The organism is Dactylosporangium roseum (assembly GCF_025264685.1).
Classification (GTDB): domain Bacteria; phylum Actinomycetota; class Actinomycetes; order Mycobacteriales; family Micromonosporaceae; genus Dactylosporangium; species Dactylosporangium roseum.
The window spans coordinates 4,622,485-4,641,771 of the sequence record NZ_CP073721.1; the positions used below are offsets into that span (position 1 = coordinate 4,622,485).

Genomic DNA, 19,287 nt, shown 5'->3' on the forward strand with positions numbered 1-19,287 from the left:
TCCCATGATCATGGTGGAGCTAGACGGCGCTGCCCTTGGCGTACCGCTCCCAGTCGATGTCCCAGTCGGTCCAGCCGTTGCCCCACTTCACGTGCTCCTCGGTGCCCCGGATGATCACCGGGTCGCCGATGAGGGTCTGCTGCCACAGCCACTTCGCGTTGGCCTCGGACAGATTGGTGCAACCGTGGGAGACGTTGCGCTTGCCCTGGTGCTGTTCCGACCAGGGTGCCGAGTGGAAGTACTCACCGTCCCAGGTGAGCCGCTGCGGCCAGTACACCTTCATGCGGTAACCATCGTCGGACTCGGACGGGACGCCGAACGTGGACGAGTCGAACCACTCCCACTCGTTCTTGATCATGATGATGAGGTGACCGCTCGCGGTCGGGCTCGACGGCTTGCCGAGGCTGACCGGGCAGGTGCGCACCACCTGGCCGTCCTGGGTGACGGTCAACTGCTTGGTCTTGTTGTCGACCTCCATGAGCAGCTTCCGCCCGACGGTCGCCTGCACCGTGACGTCCCGCTCGCCGACCCACTTGCCGCCGAACGACACTCCGCCGACGGCCGCCCGCAGCGACAGCGTCGTGCCGGGCTGCCAGTACTCCTTGGGCCGGAAGTGGACCTCCTTGCCGCTGAACCAGTGCCAGACACCCTCCTGCGGCGGGTTGCTGGTGGCGAACAGGCGGCGCTGGACCGCCGCCCGCTGGTCCTTGATGACGTCGACGCCGAAGCTGACGATGAGCGGCATGGCGACACCGACGGTCTGCTTGTCCTGGACGACGCTGGAGACCTTGGCGAGGTTCGCCGGCTTCTTCATCGTCGTGAACGTCGTCGTGGTCGTGACATCCTTGCCGTCACCGCCCGCGACGGTGAGCTTCACCGTGTATCGCGTGTTGTAGGAGAGCTGGCGCGCCGGCCGCCAGGTCGTGCCGTCGGGCTGGAGGTGCCCTTCGACCCGGGCGCCGGCGGCGTCGAGCAGCTCGACGTCGGTGCGGGTCGCGTTGTCGACGGTGACGGCGATGTCCGTCGCCGTCGACACCGACGCCGCCGCGTCGGCGGGCGTGGTGATCTGACCGGTCGCGAGCGGGGCGCCGGACGGCGAGGGAGAGGGCGATCCGGCGGCGCCGGACGGGGCCTTGCGCTCCGGCTCGGTGCACGCGGCGGTGACGGCCGCGGCGGCCCCGAGCATCAGCACCGCGCGACGACTCGCACCCGTTGTCCGGCGCATCCCGCTCCGCCGCTCTGTCATACCCACCGATCAGCCCTCCCCGGACGGACCAACCACGCCTTTGATGAAGGCGACAGCATAGCTCCTACGATCAATAGGAATCATCGGCGATGCTGCCGTAGTGCGCCGCACCTCCCCCGCCGTTGCCCGGTTCGTCGCGTTTGCCGGGTTCGTGGCGCCACCGGGCGTGCTCGGCGGCGCCGTGCCGGTGCAGCGAAGCACGCGATCATCGACCGCGGCCCCGGCGAACAGGCCCTCCGGCTCAGTGCAGGTCGAGGACGGCGAGCGCGACCGGCACCGCCGGCGGCAGCGTGGCCGCGACGCCCAGGGCCCGGGCGGTCAGCCCCGGCAGCGGGTGGCGCAGCGCCCCCGACGTGATCACGACGTGCCGGTGACCGCCCGGGACCAGGTAGGCGGCCGGGTGCGGCGACGGCAGCACGGTCACGAGCCGGCGATCTTCCGCTCATAGCTGTCCAGCGCCGCGCGCAGCGCGACCGCCTCCTCCAGCGTCATCTGCCGCACGAAGTCCAGCAGCGCCACCTCCCGGTCGCCGCTGCCCGACAGCGCCTCCCGCATCAGCCCGGCGCCGTACTGCTCGCGGGTCGCGACCGTGCGGTACCGGTGTGCCTTGCCCTCCCGGTCGCGCTCCAGCCAGCCCTTACGGAACAGCTTCTCCATCACCGTCAGCACCGTCGTGTAGGCCAGCGGCCGGTCCCGCACCAACGCGGTGTGCACCTGCCGCACGGTCACCGGCGTGGCGAAGTTCCACATCTGCTGCATCACAGCGGCCTCAAGGTCGCCGAACCCGCGCACCGCACCTCCCGCACATCGATCAGCACCGAACCGCTCGAACTGCAGATGGTACGACCCTATCGGGCGATCCTCCTCCGACGATCCGTAGGATGCCCGGCGGGCAGGGCAGGCTCAGCTCAGCCGGCGCCGGATCATCCGACGGGAAGTTCGAGCCAGACCGACTTGCCGTCCGCGACGTGCCGCTGCACGCCCCAGCGCGTGGCGAACGCCTGGATGAGCCACATGCCCCAGCCGTGGTCCTCGCCGGTGTGGACGCGGTCGGCCGGGGCGGGCAGGCCGGGCTCGCTGTCCCGCACCACGATCCGCAGGGACGTGCCCGCCAGGCGCAGCAGCACCTCGTCGACACCGCCGCCGTGCCGGACGGCGTTGGTGAGCAGTTCGCTGAGCATCAGCTCGACGTCGCCCTCGAACTCCGCGCCGGGTGGGTGGGTGAGCAACTCCCGCAGCGCCTGCCGCACCCAGGCGCGGCCGGCCGCGGCGACCGAGGGGTCGGCGCCGTGGTGGGGCCGCCACCGCAGCAACCGCTCGACCCGCCGGTGCGCCGGATCCCCGGCATCGCCGCTGCTCACACCTACTCCCTCCGCCGGGTTCCCGCCTTCACCCGGCGGTGTACCCGATGGAGTGACAGCCACGCACATTCTGGGCAAATCGCTGCAACACCAGCAACACGCAGATGCTTGTTGCACTTGCAACTTAAATAATCCTAAAATCCGGCGTGACCATGCACGTCATTCACGTCCGCCGAACCGAAGCACGGCGTCCGGGGTGCCCGCGATGAAGCCGACCGACCACGGCTTCGAGGTGCTGCTCGCCGAGGCGGACTACCGCTACGGTTCGGGGCCGCTCCGCATGCGCGTCGAGGTGGTCGACCACGCCGGACGGCTGTATCTCGACGGCGAGTTCTGGCTGCCCGTGCACGGCACCCGGCTGCGCTTCGACGGTGTCGAGGCCGGCACCGTCCGGCTCCTGGTCCGAGCCACCAGGCTGCCGCAGCGCCCACCGGCACAGTGACCGGGGGCCGGCCGGGTCACACTTCGACGTGTGACCCCATGATGACCGTGCGGTCGCGGGGCAGGCCGAAGTGCTCCGCGGCGTCGGCGGTGATGTACGAGGTCGCGATGAACAGCTTCTTGCGCCAGGTCGCCATCGTCGGCCTGTCCCCGCTGCGCAGCTCGATCTTCGACAGGAAGTACGACGCCTGGCCGAGTTGCAGCTTCCCCTCGGTCCCCGCCGGGTCGAGCGTCCGCAACGCGGCGGGCACGTCGGGTGTCTCCATGTAGCCGAACCGGACGGTCACGTGGATGATGCCGTCGTCGGCGTAGCCGAGGTCATCGACGACGATCCGTTCGTCCGCCGGGACACGCGGCACCGGCTCCGTCCGGAGCGACATGATCAGGACGTGTTCGTGCCGCACGTGGTTGTGCTCGACGTTGGCCCGCATGGCCAGCGGCGCGGTCTCCTTGCTGCGGTTGAGGAAGACCGCCGTGCCCGGGACCCGCCGCGTCAGCGACCCGTCGGCGCGCAGCCGCGCGATGAACTCACTCAGCGATCCCTCGCGCCGGCGGCGCTCCGCGGTGACGACTTCACGGCCCCGCTGCCAGGTGGTCATGACGGTGAACGCCGTGAGGCCGATGAGCAGCGGGAGCCACGCGCCGTGGACCAGCTTGGTCAGGTTGGCCGCGACGAACAGCAGGTCCACCATCAGCAGCACGGCCGCGCTCAGGCCGATCAGCCACAGCGGGGCGCGCCACCGCCAGCGGGCGATGTAGCAGAAGAGCAGGGTGGTGATGGTGATCGTACCGGTGACGGCCATGCCGTACGCGTAGGCGAGCGCCGCCGAGCTGCGGAAGGCGAAGACCAGGGTGAGTACCGAGATCATCAGCAGCCAGTTGATCCATGGGACGTAGATCTGGCCGATCCTGGACTCCGACGTGTGCGACACCCGGAGCCGGGGCAGGTAGCCGAGCTGGGCGGCCTGGGACGCGACCGAGAACGCGCCGGTGATCACCGCCTGGGAGGCGATGACGGTCGCCGCCGTCGCCAGCAGGACCGTCGGCAGCCGTCCCCAGGAGGGCGCGAGCAGGAAGAACGGGCCGCTGATGTGCGCCGGATCCCGGAGGATCAGCGCGCCCTGGCCCAGGTAGCTCAGCGCGCACGCGGGGAACACCAGGATCAGCCAGGCCCGGGTGATCGACCGGCGGCCGAAGTGCCCCATGTCCGCGTACAGTGCCTCGGCGCCGGTGACCGCGAGCGCCACCGTGGCCAGGGCGAAGAACGCGATCCCGAAGTGGCCGGCGAGGAAGCCGACGGCGTAGGTCGGCGACAGCGCCTCGAGGATGGCCGGGTACCGGACGATGCCGGCCACTCCGCACGCGCCGATGGTCACGAACCAGAGGATCATCACGGGCCCGAACATCCGGCCGACGGCCGTGGTTCCCCGCCGCTGGACCATGAACAGCGCCACGATGATCACCGCGGTGATCGGCACCACCAGTGACCCCAGCGACGGTTCGACGACCTTGACGCCCTCGACCGCGGACAGCACCGAGATCGCCGGGGTGATCATGCTGTCGCCGAAGAACAGCGCGGCGCCGAAGATGCCGAGCCCGGCCAGCGTGAAGGCCGCCCGCCGGCCATGGTGCGCGCTCCAGCGTCGCAGCAGGGTGATCAGGGCCATGATGCCGCCCTCGCCGTCGTTGTCGACGCGCATCGCCAGCAGCACGTACGTAACCGTGACGATGATCGTCACCGACCAGAGGACGAGTGACACCACGCCGAACACGTTCTCGGTGCTCACCGGCACCGGATGCGGGTCAGCGGGGTTGAACACGGTCTGCAAGGTGTAGATCGGGCTGGTCCCGATGTCGCCGAACACCACGCCGAGCGCACCGACGACCAGCGCGAGCCTCGCGGTGTCGCGGGCGCTCGGGCCGTGCGGCGGCGAACCCGCCGCGGACGCGCTGTCCGGCGTGGTCGGTCGCTGCCGGCTCGTCACGGCGGTCCTCCTCGACAGAGATGGCTGCCGGTCGTGCCGGACACCCGAGGGTGTCCCTGCCGGACACTACGCCGACCCGGCGTGCCCGCGCACCGGGATCACCCTGCGGCTCACCTGGAAGGAGCGGGCCTGACGCCGTGCTCCCCACCGGCGGTCACAACCAGCCGGACTTGCGCAGGTAGCGGTACAGCAGGGCCGAGGTGCCCAGCATGACGATGAGCAGTCCGGGATAGCCGTAGCGCCACTGCAGTTCGGGCATGTACTTGAAGTTCATGCCGTAGATGCCGGCGAACGCCGTCTGCATCGCGGCGATCGCGGCCCACGAGGCGATCTTGCGCATGTCGTTGTTCTGGTCGACGGTCACCTGGGCGAGGCGGGCCTGCAGCATCGAGTTGAGCAGGTCGTCGAAGCCGGCGATCCGGTCGGCGACGCGCGTGTTGTGGTCGGCCACGTCGCGGAAGTACCGGCGGATCTCCTTCGTGAGCCGGACCGTGCTGCCGTCCAGGATGGTGGCGAGGGGCCGCTGCAGCGGCAGGACCGCGCCGCGGAACTCGACGAGCTCGCGCTTGAGCTGGTAGATCTGGCCGATGGTGGCGCTGGCCTCGCGCCGCAGGACCTGCGCCTCGACGACGTCGAGGTCGCGCTGGAACGCGGCGGCGATGTCGAGGTAGACGTCGACCACCCGGTCGCAGATGGCGTGCACGACGGCCCACGGTCCGTGGGCGAGCAGCGCCCGGTCGTTCTCGAGGTCGGCGCGGACCGCGCGCAGCCCGCCGACGGAGCCGTGCCGGACGGTGACGACGAACTTCTCGGCGACGAAGATCCGCACCGAGCCGGTCTCGACCACCTCGCTCGTGTCGGTCAGCTCGGTGTGCTCGACGTAGCGGGCCGCGCGCACGACCAGGAACGCGACGTCCTCGTAGCGCTCCAGCTTCGGGCGCTGCTCGGCGGAGAGCGCGTCCTCGACGGCGAGGGGGTGCAGGCCGAACACCTCGGCGATCTCCGCCATCTTGCCGGCGGCCGGTTCGTGCAGGCCGATCCAGACGAACGCGTCGGCGGTCGCCTTCGCCTCGGCGAGCATCGCCGCGGGCGTGCTCTTCCCGCTCCGGCGGACCCCGCCGACGTAGAGCGCGCAGTCGATCACGGCGTCGGCGTCGCGCCTCGGTGCCGGCGCGACCGCCGCCGCGGCCACCCCGGCACGCGCGCCGGCCCACGACGGCCACCATGCTCTACGTTGCGTCATGCGCCGGCACTGCCTTCCGGGCTCATTGCGATCAGCACGACGATCAGGACGATCCACGCGATGAAGACCACCACCAGCGCGAGCGGCAGGTGTCTGCGGATCGGGCTTCCGCGACCGTCCACCGTCCGCCCCTCCGTGTCCGCCGCCCGGCGGATGCCGGGCCGTGCCAGGAGCAGTGTCCTCCACGGATCGCACGCCGCGTTCAGCGGCACCCCTGGTCGCGGGCGAGCAGGTCGTCGACGGACTCCCGGCGGATCAGCGGGTGGACGCGGCCGCCGTCGGCGGCGACCAGCGCGGGGCGGCCGACGAGGTGGAAGTTGGTGGCGCGGGCGTGGTGGTAGGCACCGGTACCGGCGACGGCGAGCAGATCGCCGGGGCGCAGACACCACCGACGAGGAGGTCACCGCCGTTCCCCCAGCGGGTGGTCGACGGCCAGACGCCGGCGCCCAGGTGCGCCGGGAGCGACGAACGCAGCGACGGCAGGATCTCGGTGAGGGTCATACCGGCCACGCTGGCACCGCGACGGCGCCCCGCCAAGGTGTCCATACGCAATCTCTACGCGAAATCTGTTGCGGCGTCAGCACATCGTCAAGAACCGGGTGGCCGGCGTAGGAAATCCGTCAGGAGCCGTGGGCAGCCACGGCGGCCGGTGGCAACCTCAGTGCCGGGATCCGGCCCGCCGGTGGGTCACGGCTGGAAGCGGTAGCCCATCGCCGGCTCGGTGAGCAGGTGCCGGGGCCGGGCCGGGTCCGGTTCGAGCTTGCGGCGCAGTTGCCCCATGTACTGGCGCAGGTAGTGGGTCTGGTCGAGATATGTCGGCCCCCACACGTGCCGCAGCAGCTCGCGGTGGCTGACGAGCTTGCCGGGATTGCGGGCCAGCAGGTCGAGGATCCGCCACTCGGTGCGGGTGAGGTGCTGGCGCTGCCCGGAGCCGTCGGCGCGGCGGGCGTCGTGGGCGGCGAGGTCGATGTCGTAGTCGCCGACGCGGACGGTCGAGGCGGCCTCGGGCTCCGGCCGGCGGCGGGTCACCGAGCGGATCCGGGCGAGGAGCTCGTCGATGTTGAACGGCTTGGTGACGTAGTCGTCGGCGCCGGCGTCGAGCGCGGCGACCTTCTCGCCGCTGCCGAGCCGGCCGGACAGGACGAGGACCGGCACCGGGGTCCAGGCCCGCAGGGTGCGCAGCACCTCGATGCCGTCCAGGTCGGGCAGGCCGAGGTCGAGCACCACCACGTCGGGGTGCTCGATGGCGGCGACCTGCAGCGCGGTGGTGCCGTCGCCGGCGGTCACCACTTCGTACTGGCGGGCCTGTAGGTTGATCCGCAGCGCGCGCAGCAGTTGTGGTTCGTCGTCGACGATGAGGACCCGGGTCGGGCTCACGCCGGGGTCTCCTTTCCGGTGCGTCTGACGTCCAGATGCGCCAGCAGCACGGGATCGGCGTGGTCGACGCCGGCCCGTTCGGCGCTGGGCAGGGCGAGGGTCATGGTGAGGCCGCCGCCCGGGGTGTGCTCGGGCAGCAGGGTGCCGCCCATGGCCTCGGCCAGGCCGCGGGAGAGCGCGAGGCCGAGGCCGACGCCGGTGGCGTTGTCGCGGTCGCCGAGGCGCTGGAAGGGCTGGAACACGCGTTCACGGTCGGCGGCCGGGATGCCCGGGCCGTGGTCGACGACGCGGATCTCCACCTGGCCGGCGTGCTCGCTCGCGCTGATCAGCGGCGGGCTGCCGGGTGGGCTGTACCGCACGGCGTTGGCCAGGACGTTGACGAGGACCCGTTCGAGCAGCGCCGGATCGGCGTGGACCTCGGGCAGGTCGTCGGGGATGCTCACCCGGACACCGGCGGCGAACGGGCCGAGCTCGTCGATCGCGTGGGGCACCGCCTCGGCGACGCTGACCGCGTGCGGCGTCATGGCGAGGGCGCCGGCCTGTACGCGGGACATGTCGAGGAGGTTCTCGACGAGGCGGGTGAGCTTGTCCAGCGACTCCTCCGCCGTGGCCAGCAGCTCCTCCTGGTCGGCGGGCGAGAAGGCGACGTCGTGGCTGCGCAGGCTGCCGACGGCGGCCTTGGCGGAGGCGAGCGGGGTGCGCAGGTCGTGGCTGACCGCCGACAGCAGCGCCGTGCGCAGCTTGTCGACCTCCTCCAGCGATCGCGCCGTGGCGGCCTGCTCGCCGAGGCGCTGTTGGCGCAGCGCGATCACGGCGTGCGCGGCGAACGCCTCGATGAGCCTGCGGTCGGACGCCGGCAGCGGATGCCCGCGCAGCACCAGCGAGACGTCGTCGTTGATGGGGACCTCGGTCTGCCCCTCCGCGGGCGTCGTGCACGGCTTGCCGCCGACGGACGCGACGATCCGCCAGGCCCCGCGCTCGGTGGACCGCTCCAGCAGCGTGACACTGATCAGGCCGAAGGATTCGCGGACCCGCTCCAGCAGGGCGTCGAGCGGGTTGTCGCCGTGCAGGACGCTGCCGGCGAGGGTGGCGAGGGTCTGCGCCTCGGCCGAGGCGCGGGCGGCGTCGCGGGCGCGGCGGGCGGCCCGGTCGACGACGGTCGCCACCGCCATGGCCACGAAGACGAACGCCACCAGCGCGAACACGTTCTCCCGTTCGGCGACGGTGAACTCGTACAGCGGCGGCGTGAAGTACCAGTTGAGCAGCAGGAAGCCGCCGACGGCGCAGACCAGCGCCGGCAGCAGCCCGCCGACGAGCGCGACGGCGACGGCGAGGACGAGGTAGGCGAGGATGTCACTGGGCAACGTCATCTCGGCGCGCAACTCGTCCAGGGCGATGGTGAGGACCGGCAGGCCGGCCAGCGCTAGGGCGAAGCCGAGCAGCCGCCGGCGCAGGGTCAGACCGCTCTCGCCCTGCCCGAGCCGCAGGCGTCCGCGCCGGGCCTGCTCGTGGCTGACGAGGTGGACGTCGATGCTGCCCGACTCGGCGGTCGTGGTCACCCCGACCCCGGGGGCGAGGATCTGGGCGAGCCGGCCCCGGCGGCTGGCGCCGAGGACGAGCTGGGTGGCGTTGACACCGCGGGCGAAGTCGAGCAGCGCGGCCGGGACGTCGGCGCCGACGACCTGGTGGTAGGTCCCGTCGAGGCTCTCCGCGAGCAGCCGCTGACGGGTCAGGTTGGCGGGGTCGCCGCCGGAGAGCCCGTCGCCGCGCACGACGTGCACCGCCATGAGGTCCGCGCCTTTGGTACGGGCGGCGACGCGAGCCGCACGCCGGATGAGCGTGTCGCCCTCGGGTCCGCCGGTGAGCGCGACGACCACCCGTTCGCGGGCCTCCCACGTCGTGTCGATGTTGTGGTCGGCGCGGTAGCGGTCGAGCTGTTCGTCGACCTTGTCGGCCAGCCACAGCAGCGCGAGTTCGCGCAGGGCGGTGAGATTGCCGACCCGGAAGTAGTTGCCGAGCGCGGCGTCGATCTTCTCCGGCTTGTAGATGTTGCCGTGGGCCATGCGGCGGCGCAGGGCCTCCGGGGTCATGTCGACCAGTTCGATCTGCTCGGCGCGGCGGACGACGGCGTCGGGGACCGTCTCGCGCTGCGGGACGCCGGTGATCTGCTCGACGACGTCGTTGAGCGACTCGAGGTGCTGGATGTTGACCGTGGTGAGCACGTCGACGCCGGCGTCGAGCAGTTCCTCGATGTCCTGCCAGCGCTTGGCGTGCCGGCTGCCGGGCACGTTGGTGTGTGCCAGTTCGTCGACGAGCGCCACCTCGGGCCGGCGGGCGAGGACGGCGTCGAGGTCGAGCTCGGTGAAGGCGCTGCCGCGATATGTCATGTCCTGGCGCGGCACGACCTCCAGGCCGTCGAGCATGGCTTCGGTGAAGGGGCGGCCGTGGGTCTCCACGAACCCAACCACCACGTCGGTGCCGCGTTCCTTGCGGCGCCGCCCCTCCTCCAGCATCTTGTAGGTCTTGCCGACGCCGGGCGCGGCGCCCAGATACACCCGCAGCGTCCCGCGCGTCGTCATCCGCTCGCTTCCTTACGCGACCCGGTCGAGGGCCAGGTTGAGCTTCAGGACGTTGACCGCCGGCTCGCCCATGAAGCCGAGGGCGCGGCCGGTGGTGTGCTCGTCGACGAGCCGTCGTACCTCGGCGGCGGGTATGCCCCGTGCGGCGGCGACCCGTGGGATCTGTAGCTTCGCGTAGGCGACGCTGATGTGCGGGTCGAGGCCGCTGCCGCTGGCGGTCACCGCGTCGGCCGGCACGGCCGGCGTGTCCGGGGCGTTGCCCCGGACGGGGGTGACGACGCCTTTGCTGTAGTCCTCGCCGGGCTTGGCGCATTCGACGGTGACGCCCTGCCAGGTGGTGACGAACGGGGTCGCGGGGCAGGCCTCGTTGAGGCTGACCGCGCGGGTGACCGGGCCGGTCGAGCCGTTGTGGTAGAAGACGGCGAGGACCGCGCCGACGCCGCCGGGCGTGCAGTACGGGCGGGCGCCGTCAACGCCGTCCAGCTCACCGACCGCCTTGCTGCGCGAGCACACGAGGGTGAGCAGGCTCGCCCTGCCGGGGACGTCCACGACGCTCTGCGGGCCGAGGTTGCTGGCACCCGTCGCCTTCGGGTCGTAGCCGCCGGCGGCGGACGGGCGGGACTGGAAGTACTGCCGCAGCGGGTTGCCCAGCCTGTCGGTGAAGGACTGGCCGATGCGGCTGCTGCCGACGGTCGAGCCGTTCCTGTCGATGAGCGAGCCGTCGGCGTTGCCGGCGAGGCCCGGGATGCGGGCGACGGCGACCATGAACAAGGGGTAGGCCAGGCCGAGCACGACGGTCATGGCGGCCACCGCGCGCAGGGCCGCGAGGTGCTGGGCGAGCCAGGCAGGCAGTCGCATGTCAGATTCCCGGGACGAATTGGATGAGAAGGTCGATGGCCTTGATGCCGATGAAGGGCACGATGATGCCGCCGAGGCCGTAGACGAGCAGGTTGCGGCGCAGCATGGCGGCGGCGGTGCCGGGCCGGTACCGCACGCCGCGCAGGGCGAGCGGGATCAGCACCACGATGATGATCGCGTTGAAGATGACCGCGGACAGGATCGCCGACTCGGGTGAGGCCAGGCGCATGATGTTGAGCTGGTCCAGGCCGGGGTAGATCGCGGCGAACATCGCCGGGATGATCGCGAAGTACTTGGCGATGTCGTTGGCGATGGAGAACGTGGTCAGCGCGCCGCGGGTGATGAGGAGCTGCTTGCCGATCTCGACGATCTCGATGAGTTTCGTCGGGTCGGAGTCGAGGTCGACCATGTTGCCGGCCTCTTTCGCCGCCGAGGTGCCGGTGTTCATCGCGACCCCGACGTCGGCCTGCGCGAGGGCCGGCGCGTCGTTGGTGCCGTCACCGGTCATCGCCACGAGCTTGCCGCCCTGCTGCTCCTTTCTGATCAGCGCCATCTTGTCCTCAGGCGTGGCCTCGGCCAGGAAGTCGTCAACCCCCGCCTCCTCCGCGATCGCCCGAGCCGTGAGCGGATTGTCCCCGGTGATCATCACCGTACGGATGCCCATGCGGCGCATCTCGTCGAACCGTTCCCGCATGCCCTCCTTCACCACGTCCTTGAGGTGGATGACGCCCAGGGTGCGGGCCGGCTGGCCGTCGACGTGCTCGGCCACGACCAGCGGCGTGCCACCGGAACCGGAGATGGCGTCCACGATGGAGCCGACCTCCTCGGTGGGGCGGCCGCCGTGTTCGCGGACCCACTTCATCACCGCGGTCGCGGCGCCCTTGCGGATCTGGCGACCGTCGACGTCGACGCCGGACATGCGGGTCTGCGCGGTGAACGGCACCCAGACGGCGCCGGTGACGTCACGTTCGCGCAGGCCGTGGTGCTCCTTCGCGTGCACGACGATGCTGCGCCCCTCCGGCGTCTCGTCGGCCAGGCTGGAGAGCTGGGCGGCGTCGGCCAGGTCCTCGGCGGTCACCCCCTCGACGGGCACGAACTCGCCCGCCTGCCGGTTGCCGAGGGTGATGGTGCCGGTCTTGTCCAGCAGCAGCGTGTTCACATCACCGGCCGCCTCAACCGCCCGACCCGACATCGCCAGCACATTGCGCTGCACCAACCGATCCATACCCGCGATACCGATCGCCGACAACAACGCCCCGATCGTCGTCGGAATCAAACACACCAACAACGACACCAACACGACCCCCGCCACCCCATCGGCACCCAACGCCGCGGAATCCGGAGCGAACGCCCGCACCCCCTTCGAGAAAATCGCAAGCGGCTGCACCGTCGCCACAGCCAACAGAAAAATGATCGTCAACGACGCCAGCAGAATGTTCAACGCGATCTCATTCGGCGTCTTCTGCCGATTCGCACCCTCCACCAACGCGATCATCCGATCGATGAACGACTCCCCCGGCCGCTGCGTGATCCGCACAACGATCCGATCCGACAACACCTTCGTCCCACCCGTCACCGCCGACCGGTCCCCACCCGACTCCCGGATCACCGGCGCCGACTCCCCCGTGATCGCCGACTCATCAACCGACGCAATACCCTCGATCACATCACCATCACCCGGAATCACCTGCCCCGCCTCCACCACCACCACATCACCCAACCGCAACTGCGGCGCCGGCACCGCCTCCTCCACACCATCCACCAACCGCCGCGCCACCGTGTCCTGCTTCGCCCGGCGCAACGTATCCGCCTGCGCCTTACCCCGACCCTCAGCCACCGCCTCGGCCAGATTCGCGAACACCACCGTCAACCACAACCACACCGTGATCACCCACGCGAACACACTCGGATGCACCACCGCCAACACAGTCGTGAAAACCGAACCGACCTCCACGATGAACATCACCGGATTACGCCACAACGTGCCCGGATTCAACTTCCGCAACGCATCCGGCAACGACCGCCACAACAGCGCCGGGTCGAGCAGACCGCCCGCGACCTTGCGCGGCGTCGGGGTGGTCATGGAGATTCCTTGGGGCCGGGGTTGCCGGGACAGAGTTGGGGTGGTCATTGGATGCCTTCCGCGAGCGGGCCGAGCGCCAGCGCCGGCAGGTAAGTCAGCGCGACCACGATGATCGTGACGCCGACGACCATGCCGACGAACAAGGGCTGATAGGTCTTCAACGTTCCGGTCGACTCGGGCACCGGCTGCTGCCGGGCGAGGGATCCGGCCAGGCCGAGCACGAGGATGATCGGCAGGAACCTGCCGAACAGCATGCACAGCCCGAGAGCGGTGTTGTAGAACTCGGTGTTGACGCTGATACCGGCGAACGCGGAGCCGTTGTTGTTCGACGCCGAGGTGAACGCGTAGAGCACCTCGGACAGGCCGTGCGCACCCGTGTTCAGCATCGACGAACGCGCCGTCGCCGAACCCATCGCCACCGCCGTACCCACGAGCACGAGGGCCGGAGTCGTCAGCAGATACAACGACGCGAACTTGATCTCCCGCGCACCGACCTTCTTGCCCAGATACTCCGGCGTCCGACCCACCATCAACCCGGCCACGAACACCGTGACCACAGCGAGGATCAACATCCCGTACAACCCCGAACCCACACCACCCGGAGCCACCTCACCCAGCATCATGTTCACCATCGCGACCATGCCGCCCAACGCCGTGTACGAATCGTGGAACGAGTTCACCGCACCCGTCGACGTCAACGTCGTCACCGCGGCGAACGTCGCCGAATTCGACACCCCGAACCGCACCTCCGTGCCTTCCGTGCTGGCCCCGGCCGCCATCGGGGCGGTCCCGCCGTGGGCCAGTTGGAAGGCGTTGATCGCAACCACACTGCCGATCGCGATGATCGCCATGACCCCGGCGATCGCGAACCCCTGCCGCCGGTCACCGACCATCCGGCCGAACACCCGCGGCATCGTGAACGGAACGAACAGGATCAGAAACAGCTCGATCCAGTTCGTCCAGCTCGTCGGGTTCTCGAACGGATGCGCACTGTTGGCGTTGTAGAACCCCCCGCCGTTCGTGCCCAGCTCCTTGATGACCTCCTGACTGGCCACCGGACCACCGGTCACGGTCTGCGACCCGCCCGCCAGCGTCGCCACCTCGGTACCACCACTGAGGTTCTGCACCGCACCACCGATGACCAGCAACGTCGCGCCGACCACCGCCACCGGCAGCAGAATCCGCACACACACCCGCACCAGATCGACCCAGAAGTTGCCGAGCTGATCGGTCCTCGACCGGGCGAAGCCCCGCACCAGCGCGACCGCGACCGCGATACCGACAGCGGCGGACGTGAAGTTCTGCACCGCCAGACCCGCCATCTGCACCAGATGGCCCATCGTCGACTCACCGGAATACGACTGCCAGTTCGTGTTCGTCACGAAACTAACCGCCGTGTTCCACGCCTGGTCGGACTTGACCGGATCGAAGCCCAACGAAAGAGGCAGGTGGTCCTGCACGCGCTGGAACAGGTACAGAAACAGGATCGAGATCGCCGAAAACGCCAGCACGCTGCGGGCATAGACACCCCAGGACTGCTCCCCGTCCGGGTTGACCCCGACCGCGCGGTAGAGCACACGCTCCGCCCGCAGATGGCGCGGCGAGGTGACCGCCCGGAACATGTAGTCGCCGAACGGCCGGTGCACGACCACCAGGGCGAGGACCAGCGAGGCGATGAAGAGGACGCCCGCCGTGGTGGGGCTCATCAGAACCGCTCCGGGAAGAGTAGGGCAGCGACCAGGAAGGCGGTCAGGGCGACCGCGAGGACGAGGCCGACGAGGTTCTCGGCGCTCACAGCCGCTCCACCGCCCGCACCGCCAGGCCGAGGATCGCGAACGCCGCGATCGTCAGCAGTACGAACACCACATCAGCCACTGTGACTTGCCTCCTTGTTTGGGGATATCGACGTGAGCCCGTCGCCGTGGAGCCATGCCCGCAGCCTGACCACGTGCCTGCGGTGCCGGAGCACCCGGCGCGTGAGCGCACCCAGCCAGCCCGCGCCGGCGGCGCCGAGGAGCACGCCGAGCCGCACCGCGTCGGCCGTGCCGTGCCAGGTCAGCACGCCCAGCCGGTTGACCAGGAACCCGTTGAGCACCGTCCACGCGATGGCGCCGGTGGCCACCGCGGCGACCAGGTCGCCGCCGAACGCTCCGACGGCGAGGGTCCACAGCGCCAACACGGCGACGCGGGCCGTGACCTCCGACGGCGCGGTCGCGGCGGCACACAGCACCGCCACGACGACCGCACCGGTCGCCCCGGCCGCGAGCGTGACGCCGGTCGGCGCGGCGTACCGCGGCCGGACCAGCCACCATGCCCTGTCCATCGAGCACCCGCCTCGACACTCGGCGAAGGACCTTCCGTCCGGTCCGGTGCCAGTCAAAGTCGAGCCGTATCAACTGCCCATACGCCTTGACGAAATCCCTACGCCCGCGGCGCGTTTCTTGACGGTTTCCCTACGCCGGCGGGCGGGCGCCCATCCGGAGCGGGCCGGCTGAGCGGGCAGGACGCCGACCGGGTCGGTGACCGCGGAACGCCGCACCCCACGGGCGCAGATTCGTCCGCCTGTCGTGCAACCAGACGGTGCCCGGCCCTCGTGTGGACGGCATGAGCGAAACAGACCGCGGTTTCGCGGAGTACTTCGCCGCCCGCTCGGACGCGATGCGCCGCACGGCGTACCTGCTCTGCGGCGACTGGCACCGCGCCGAGGACCTCGTGCAGACGGCCTTCACCCGGCTGTACCTGGCCTGGGGGCGCGTGTCCCGGCACGACGCCCTCGACGGGTACCTGCGGCGGACGCTGCTGCACGCCTTCCTCGACGAGCGCCGGCTCGCGTGGTGGCGGCGGGTCAGGCCGACCGGCGACGAGATCCCGCAGGTGAGCCCCGACGTGCCCGTCGAGGACCGGCTGGATCTCATGCGCGCGCTGGCCGAGGTGCCCGCGCGGCAGCGGGCCGTGCTGGTGCTGCGGTACTGGGAGGACCTGTCCGTCGACGATACCGCCGCGGTGCTGGGCGTGTCGGCGGGCACCGTCAAGAGCCAGGCCGCGCGCGGTCTGGACACGCTTCGCAAGCAGATTGCCCCGTTGGTCCCCACATGTGAGGAATCATGACCGAGGACGAACTCCGCGCGGTCTTTCGCGCGACGGTGACGACGACCGTACCGCCACCACCCATGGCCAGCAGCGCGGCGCTGACCGCCGGGCGCCGGGCCCGCAGACGGCGGCACATCACCTGGCTCGGCGCCGGCACGGGCACCGCCGCCGTCCTGACGGCCGGTGCCCTCGCGCTGGGCAACCTCACCGGCGGCGGCGCGCCGCTCGAGGTGGGCGCGCCCGCACCGGCCGGATCGCCGCCGGCGCTGACGACCGCGCCCGTGCCGGAAAAGAGCGGCTGGGGCACATACCCGAGCGGCTCGCCGATGACCGACGCCACCGCGTACGAGGGGCCCGAGCACGACCGCGCGATCCGGCTCCTCGACGAACTGCTGAAGATCGTCCCGGCCGGCTTCGACGCGCCGGCGGGACCGGCCCTCGGCACGCACGGACAGCCGGCCCGCACGGCGCAGGCGTCGCTGATCAGCGAGCAGGGCGCACCGCACCGGTGGCAGTATCTCGCGAGTGCGGCGGTCGCCCGGGACGGCAAGACCGGACGGGTCGCCGTGGAGGTCCATCCGGTCACGTCCGGCAACACCGGCGAGGGGTGTGCCCTGACGCAGTACATCTGGGGCGTCAGCGGCGGCCGGTGCCACGACGTCATGGTCGGCCCGGTCAAGGTCGGCGTCACCGCGGCGCCGACGGACAGCAGTTCGTTGCAGTGGGCGGCGTTCCGGCAGGCCAACGGCACGGTCGTGTTCCTCGGCCAGTCGGCGTCGCTGGGCTTCTGGCCCGAGGGCGAGCTGGCGCCGCTGCCGGCACCGCCACTGACCGAGCAGCAACTGGCCGAACTGGCGGTGGATCCCAGGTTCGACGTGACCCGATAGGCACCGGTACCGAGCGACCATTTGATCATGGGAAAGATCTGGCTGTCGGGACAGCCAGATCTTTCCCATGATCATGCAGTCGGTCGGCGTGACGGCGGATTGCGGCGGAACGCGCGCGCGCCGGCCGCGGCACCTCCGAGCCCCGCGCCCGAAGTATCGGCCTTGTCCAGGTTGACCAGGGGCCGCTGGGCTTGACTGCGCGGCCTCGCGCCGGGGCAGCCAGATGTTCCCACGATCACGGAACCCGGTCACCCCGAACGCGGAGCACCGATCCCCCGCACAGATCGCGAAACCGCCGGGTCGGCACCGAGGAGCAGCACGGACCCCGGAAGATGGCGGGTCGGCACGACCTCGCGAATCCTCCTCGGGGCATTTTCGACATCGCCCCGCTCCTTCGTTCCGCCGATTTCTCAGCCCCATTTTCACCTGGGTGAGAAGGCGGCGAAAACATTGCGTCCCGAATCGCGTGCCAGCAAAGTCGACTCCGCACCCGTCAGCATTTCCGGTTCGCGGAACGGCTCAGCCGGCAGCGGACCGCGGGGACGCCGTCCGGCGGGAGGGCGTCCGCCCGTACCAATTCCGGAGGCAACCGAGCCGTGCGCTTCAGCCTGACCGAACACGCCGCCACGGACCCTGCCGTCGCCGGCCGCGCGTTGCCCGTGCAGCGCCGCTACCGCCGGCCCGCCGCGCAGGTCGTCGCCGTGGTTCCCGCCTGCAACGAGGGCCCCACCGTCGCCGCCACCGTCCGGGCGCTGCAACGGCAGTGGTCACCGCCGGTCGACCGGATCGTCGTCGTGCCGAACAACTGCACCGACGATACCGCCGAGGCGGCCTGGGCCGCGGGCGCCGAGGTGCTCGAGTTTCCCGGCCCCAACCCCCACAAGAAGGCCGGCGCGCTGAACTGGGCCGTCAGCAGGCTCCTGCCCGACCTCGCCGACGACGACTTCGTGCTCGTCACCGACGCGGACAGCGTCCTGGCCCCGGACTTCACCCGGCACGCAGTCGGCGCGCTCACGCAGCGTTTCGGGCACCGGTGGCGGCGGCCCGTCGGCGCCGCCTGCGCCAGTTTCCACACCTCCCACGACGGCACCGGCCTGCTCGATCGGCTGCAGCGCAACGAGTACACGCGGTTCGCGCGGCAGGTCGCCCGGCGCATGGACAAGGCGCTGGTGCTCTCCGGCGTGGCGACGCTCTTCCAGGTCCGCGTGATCCGGGAGGTGCTGGCCGCCCGCGGGGACGGCCGGTTGCCCGGCTACCCGGGCGAGCTGTACCACCGGGACACCGCCACGGAGGACATCGAGATGACGTTCGCGGTGCGGGCGCTCGGCTACCGTCCGGTGGCGCCCGCGAAGGCCACCGCGGTCACGGAGTCGATGCCGACGTGGAGGGCGTTGCGGCACCAGCGGCTCCGCTGGCAGCGCGGCATGCTCGACAGCCTCCGCCTGTACGGGCTGAACCGGCGCACGTTCGGCACCTGGGTCCGCCAGGCCGCAACCTACGGCGGGTCGATGCTGGCGCCCATGTACCTCGCGTTCCTCGCCGTGGTGATCGCCGTCACCGGCGGCCTGCCGTTCGACGCCCGGTGGCTGCCGTTGACGGGCGTCTTTGTCCTCGAACGTGTGTGGACGGTCCGGAAGGGTCGTCCCGGCGACATTCTGCTGGCGGCACTGCTGCTACCGGAATGGTTGTACGAACAATGGCGCGCCGGCGTGTACTGGCTGGCGGCGTGGAAAACAGTTCGCGGTGCGAACCGCGAATGGATCAATGTGTGAGGAGATGGGAAATGTACGAAGGCGGTGTTGCCGGCGGGGCGGCCGGAAGTGCTGCGCTGCTGCCGGCGACCGGGCTGTCCATCGGATGGCAGGTGGTGCTGGCGGCCACACTCATCCTGGGCGGCATGGCCCTGCTCCGCCTGACGCCCCGGCCGCAGCGCCGGCGGAGCTGATCGTCGCACCACGTCCGCGGGGCCCGGCCGACGGCGCGGGCCCCGCGACGATGGTTCAGCGACCGGCCGGCACGTCGGCCCGGGTGCCGCGCGCGTTTCCGGACGTCCGGCCCGATACCACCGTCCGGAACCAGAAGCAGTCACGCAAAGGGCGAGTTCGCGCACGAATCGGGTAGTCATTGGTCAGATGTG

The 19,287-nt window shown here is 70.7% G+C and carries 20 protein-coding genes; 5 read left to right on the forward strand and 15 right to left on the reverse strand.

Annotation, left to right across the window (positions count from 1 at the left end; genetic code table 11):
* Positions 1-19: 19 nt before the first annotated feature.
* The 4 genes from Drose_RS21695 to Drose_RS21710 all read right to left on the reverse strand — a co-directional run bounded on the left by Drose_RS21695 (position 20) and on the right by Drose_RS21710 (position 2,607).
* Positions 20-1,225: a L,D-transpeptidase gene (locus Drose_RS21695; RefSeq protein WP_260723125.1), complete on the reverse strand. Its 1,206-nt coding sequence runs from the start codon at positions 1,223-1,225 to the stop codon at positions 20-22.
* A gap of 262 nt (positions 1,226-1,487) precedes the next feature.
* Positions 1,488-1,670, reverse strand: coding sequence for a hypothetical protein (locus tag Drose_RS21700; protein ID WP_260723126.1), 183 nt, complete (start codon positions 1,668-1,670; stop codon positions 1,488-1,490).
* Positions 1,667-2,038 (reverse strand): BlaI/MecI/CopY family transcriptional regulator, encoded by a 372-nt coding sequence (locus Drose_RS21705; protein WP_260723127.1) that lies wholly within the window; start codon positions 2,036-2,038, stop codon positions 1,667-1,669. The genes Drose_RS21700 and Drose_RS21705 overlap by 4 nt, the downstream gene beginning before the upstream one ends.
* Positions 2,039-2,169: 131 nt before the next feature.
* Positions 2,170-2,607 carry an ATP-binding protein gene (locus Drose_RS21710; RefSeq protein WP_260723128.1) on the reverse strand — a complete coding sequence of 146 codons (438 nt, stop codon included), beginning with the start codon at positions 2,605-2,607 and terminating at the stop codon, positions 2,170-2,172.
* Positions 2,608-2,812: 205 nt separating this feature from the next.
* Here Drose_RS21710 and Drose_RS21715 point away from each other — a divergent pair, with 205 nt between their 5' ends.
* Positions 2,813-3,049, forward strand: coding sequence for a hypothetical protein (locus Drose_RS21715; RefSeq protein WP_260723129.1), 237 nt, complete (start codon positions 2,813-2,815; stop codon positions 3,047-3,049).
* 16 nt (positions 3,050-3,065) lie between these two features.
* Here the strand turns inward: Drose_RS21715 and Drose_RS21720 are convergent, their stop codons facing one another.
* The 11 genes from Drose_RS21720 to Drose_RS21770 form a co-directional block, all read right to left on the reverse strand.
* Positions 3,066-5,033: a potassium transporter Kup gene (locus Drose_RS21720; RefSeq protein WP_260723130.1), complete on the reverse strand. Its 1,968-nt coding sequence runs from the start codon at positions 5,031-5,033 to the stop codon at positions 3,066-3,068.
* Between the two features lie 154 nt (positions 5,034-5,187).
* A complete protein-coding gene (gene corA / locus Drose_RS21725; protein WP_260723131.1) occupies positions 5,188-6,276 on the reverse strand; it encodes a magnesium/cobalt transporter CorA in 1,089 nt (362 codons plus the stop codon).
* Positions 6,273-6,398, reverse strand: a complete 126-nt coding sequence (locus tag Drose_RS21730; RefSeq protein ID WP_260723132.1) for a hypothetical protein — start codon at positions 6,396-6,398, stop codon at positions 6,273-6,275. The genes corA and Drose_RS21730 overlap by 4 nt, the downstream gene beginning before the upstream one ends.
* Before the next feature lie 133 nt (positions 6,399-6,531).
* Positions 6,532-6,777: a hypothetical protein gene (locus tag Drose_RS21735; protein ID WP_260723133.1), complete on the reverse strand. Its 246-nt coding sequence runs from the start codon at positions 6,775-6,777 to the stop codon at positions 6,532-6,534.
* A gap of 186 nt (positions 6,778-6,963) precedes the next feature.
* The gene (locus tag Drose_RS21740) at positions 6,964-7,653 is read right to left on the reverse strand and encodes a response regulator (protein ID WP_260723134.1); all 690 of its coding nucleotides are present in this window, start codon (positions 7,651-7,653) and stop codon (positions 6,964-6,966) included.
* Complete coding sequence (locus tag Drose_RS21745; RefSeq protein ID WP_260723135.1) at positions 7,650-10,232, reverse strand: sensor histidine kinase; 2,583 nt, start codon at positions 10,230-10,232, stop codon at positions 7,650-7,652. The genes Drose_RS21740 and Drose_RS21745 overlap by 4 nt, the downstream gene beginning before the upstream one ends.
* A 12-nt stretch (positions 10,233-10,244) precedes the next feature.
* Positions 10,245-11,090: a potassium-transporting ATPase subunit C gene (locus tag Drose_RS21750; protein WP_260723136.1), complete on the reverse strand. Its 846-nt coding sequence runs from the start codon at positions 11,088-11,090 to the stop codon at positions 10,245-10,247.
* 1 nt (position 11,091) lies between these two features.
* Entirely contained in the window at positions 11,092-13,173 is a 2,082-nt protein-coding gene (kdpB, locus tag Drose_RS21755; protein ID WP_260723137.1) for a potassium-transporting ATPase subunit KdpB, read from the reverse strand.
* 44 nt (positions 13,174-13,217) lie between these two features.
* Entirely contained in the window at positions 13,218-14,879 is a 1,662-nt protein-coding gene (gene kdpA, locus Drose_RS21760) for a potassium-transporting ATPase subunit KdpA (RefSeq protein ID WP_260723138.1), read from the reverse strand.
* Complete coding sequence (gene kdpF, locus Drose_RS21765) at positions 14,879-14,968, reverse strand: K(+)-transporting ATPase subunit F (RefSeq protein WP_260723139.1); 90 nt, start codon at positions 14,966-14,968, stop codon at positions 14,879-14,881. Before kdpF ends, kdpA begins: the two co-directional genes overlap by 1 nt.
* Before the next feature lie 72 nt (positions 14,969-15,040).
* Entirely contained in the window at positions 15,041-15,496 is a 456-nt protein-coding gene (locus tag Drose_RS21770) for a hypothetical protein (protein ID WP_260723140.1), read from the reverse strand.
* 281 nt (positions 15,497-15,777) lie between these two features.
* On the opposite strand from Drose_RS21770, the gene Drose_RS21775 reads away from it, so the two are divergent.
* From Drose_RS21775 to Drose_RS21790, 4 genes are all read left to right on the forward strand, one after another.
* Positions 15,778-16,281, forward strand: coding sequence for a SigE family RNA polymerase sigma factor (locus Drose_RS21775; RefSeq protein ID WP_260723141.1), 504 nt, complete (start codon positions 15,778-15,780; stop codon positions 16,279-16,281).
* Positions 16,278-17,150 (forward strand): hypothetical protein, encoded by an 873-nt coding sequence (locus tag Drose_RS21780; protein ID WP_260723142.1) that lies wholly within the window; start codon positions 16,278-16,280, stop codon positions 17,148-17,150. The genes Drose_RS21775 and Drose_RS21780 overlap by 4 nt, the downstream gene beginning before the upstream one ends.
* A 596-nt stretch (positions 17,151-17,746) precedes the next feature.
* Complete coding sequence (locus tag Drose_RS21785; RefSeq protein WP_260723143.1) at positions 17,747-18,922, forward strand: glycosyltransferase family 2 protein; 1,176 nt, start codon at positions 17,747-17,749, stop codon at positions 18,920-18,922.
* An 11-nt stretch (positions 18,923-18,933) separates the two neighbouring features.
* A complete protein-coding gene (locus Drose_RS21790; RefSeq protein ID WP_260723144.1) occupies positions 18,934-19,095 on the forward strand; it encodes a hypothetical protein in 162 nt (53 codons plus the stop codon).
* The last annotated feature ends 192 nt before the right edge of the window (positions 19,096-19,287 follow it).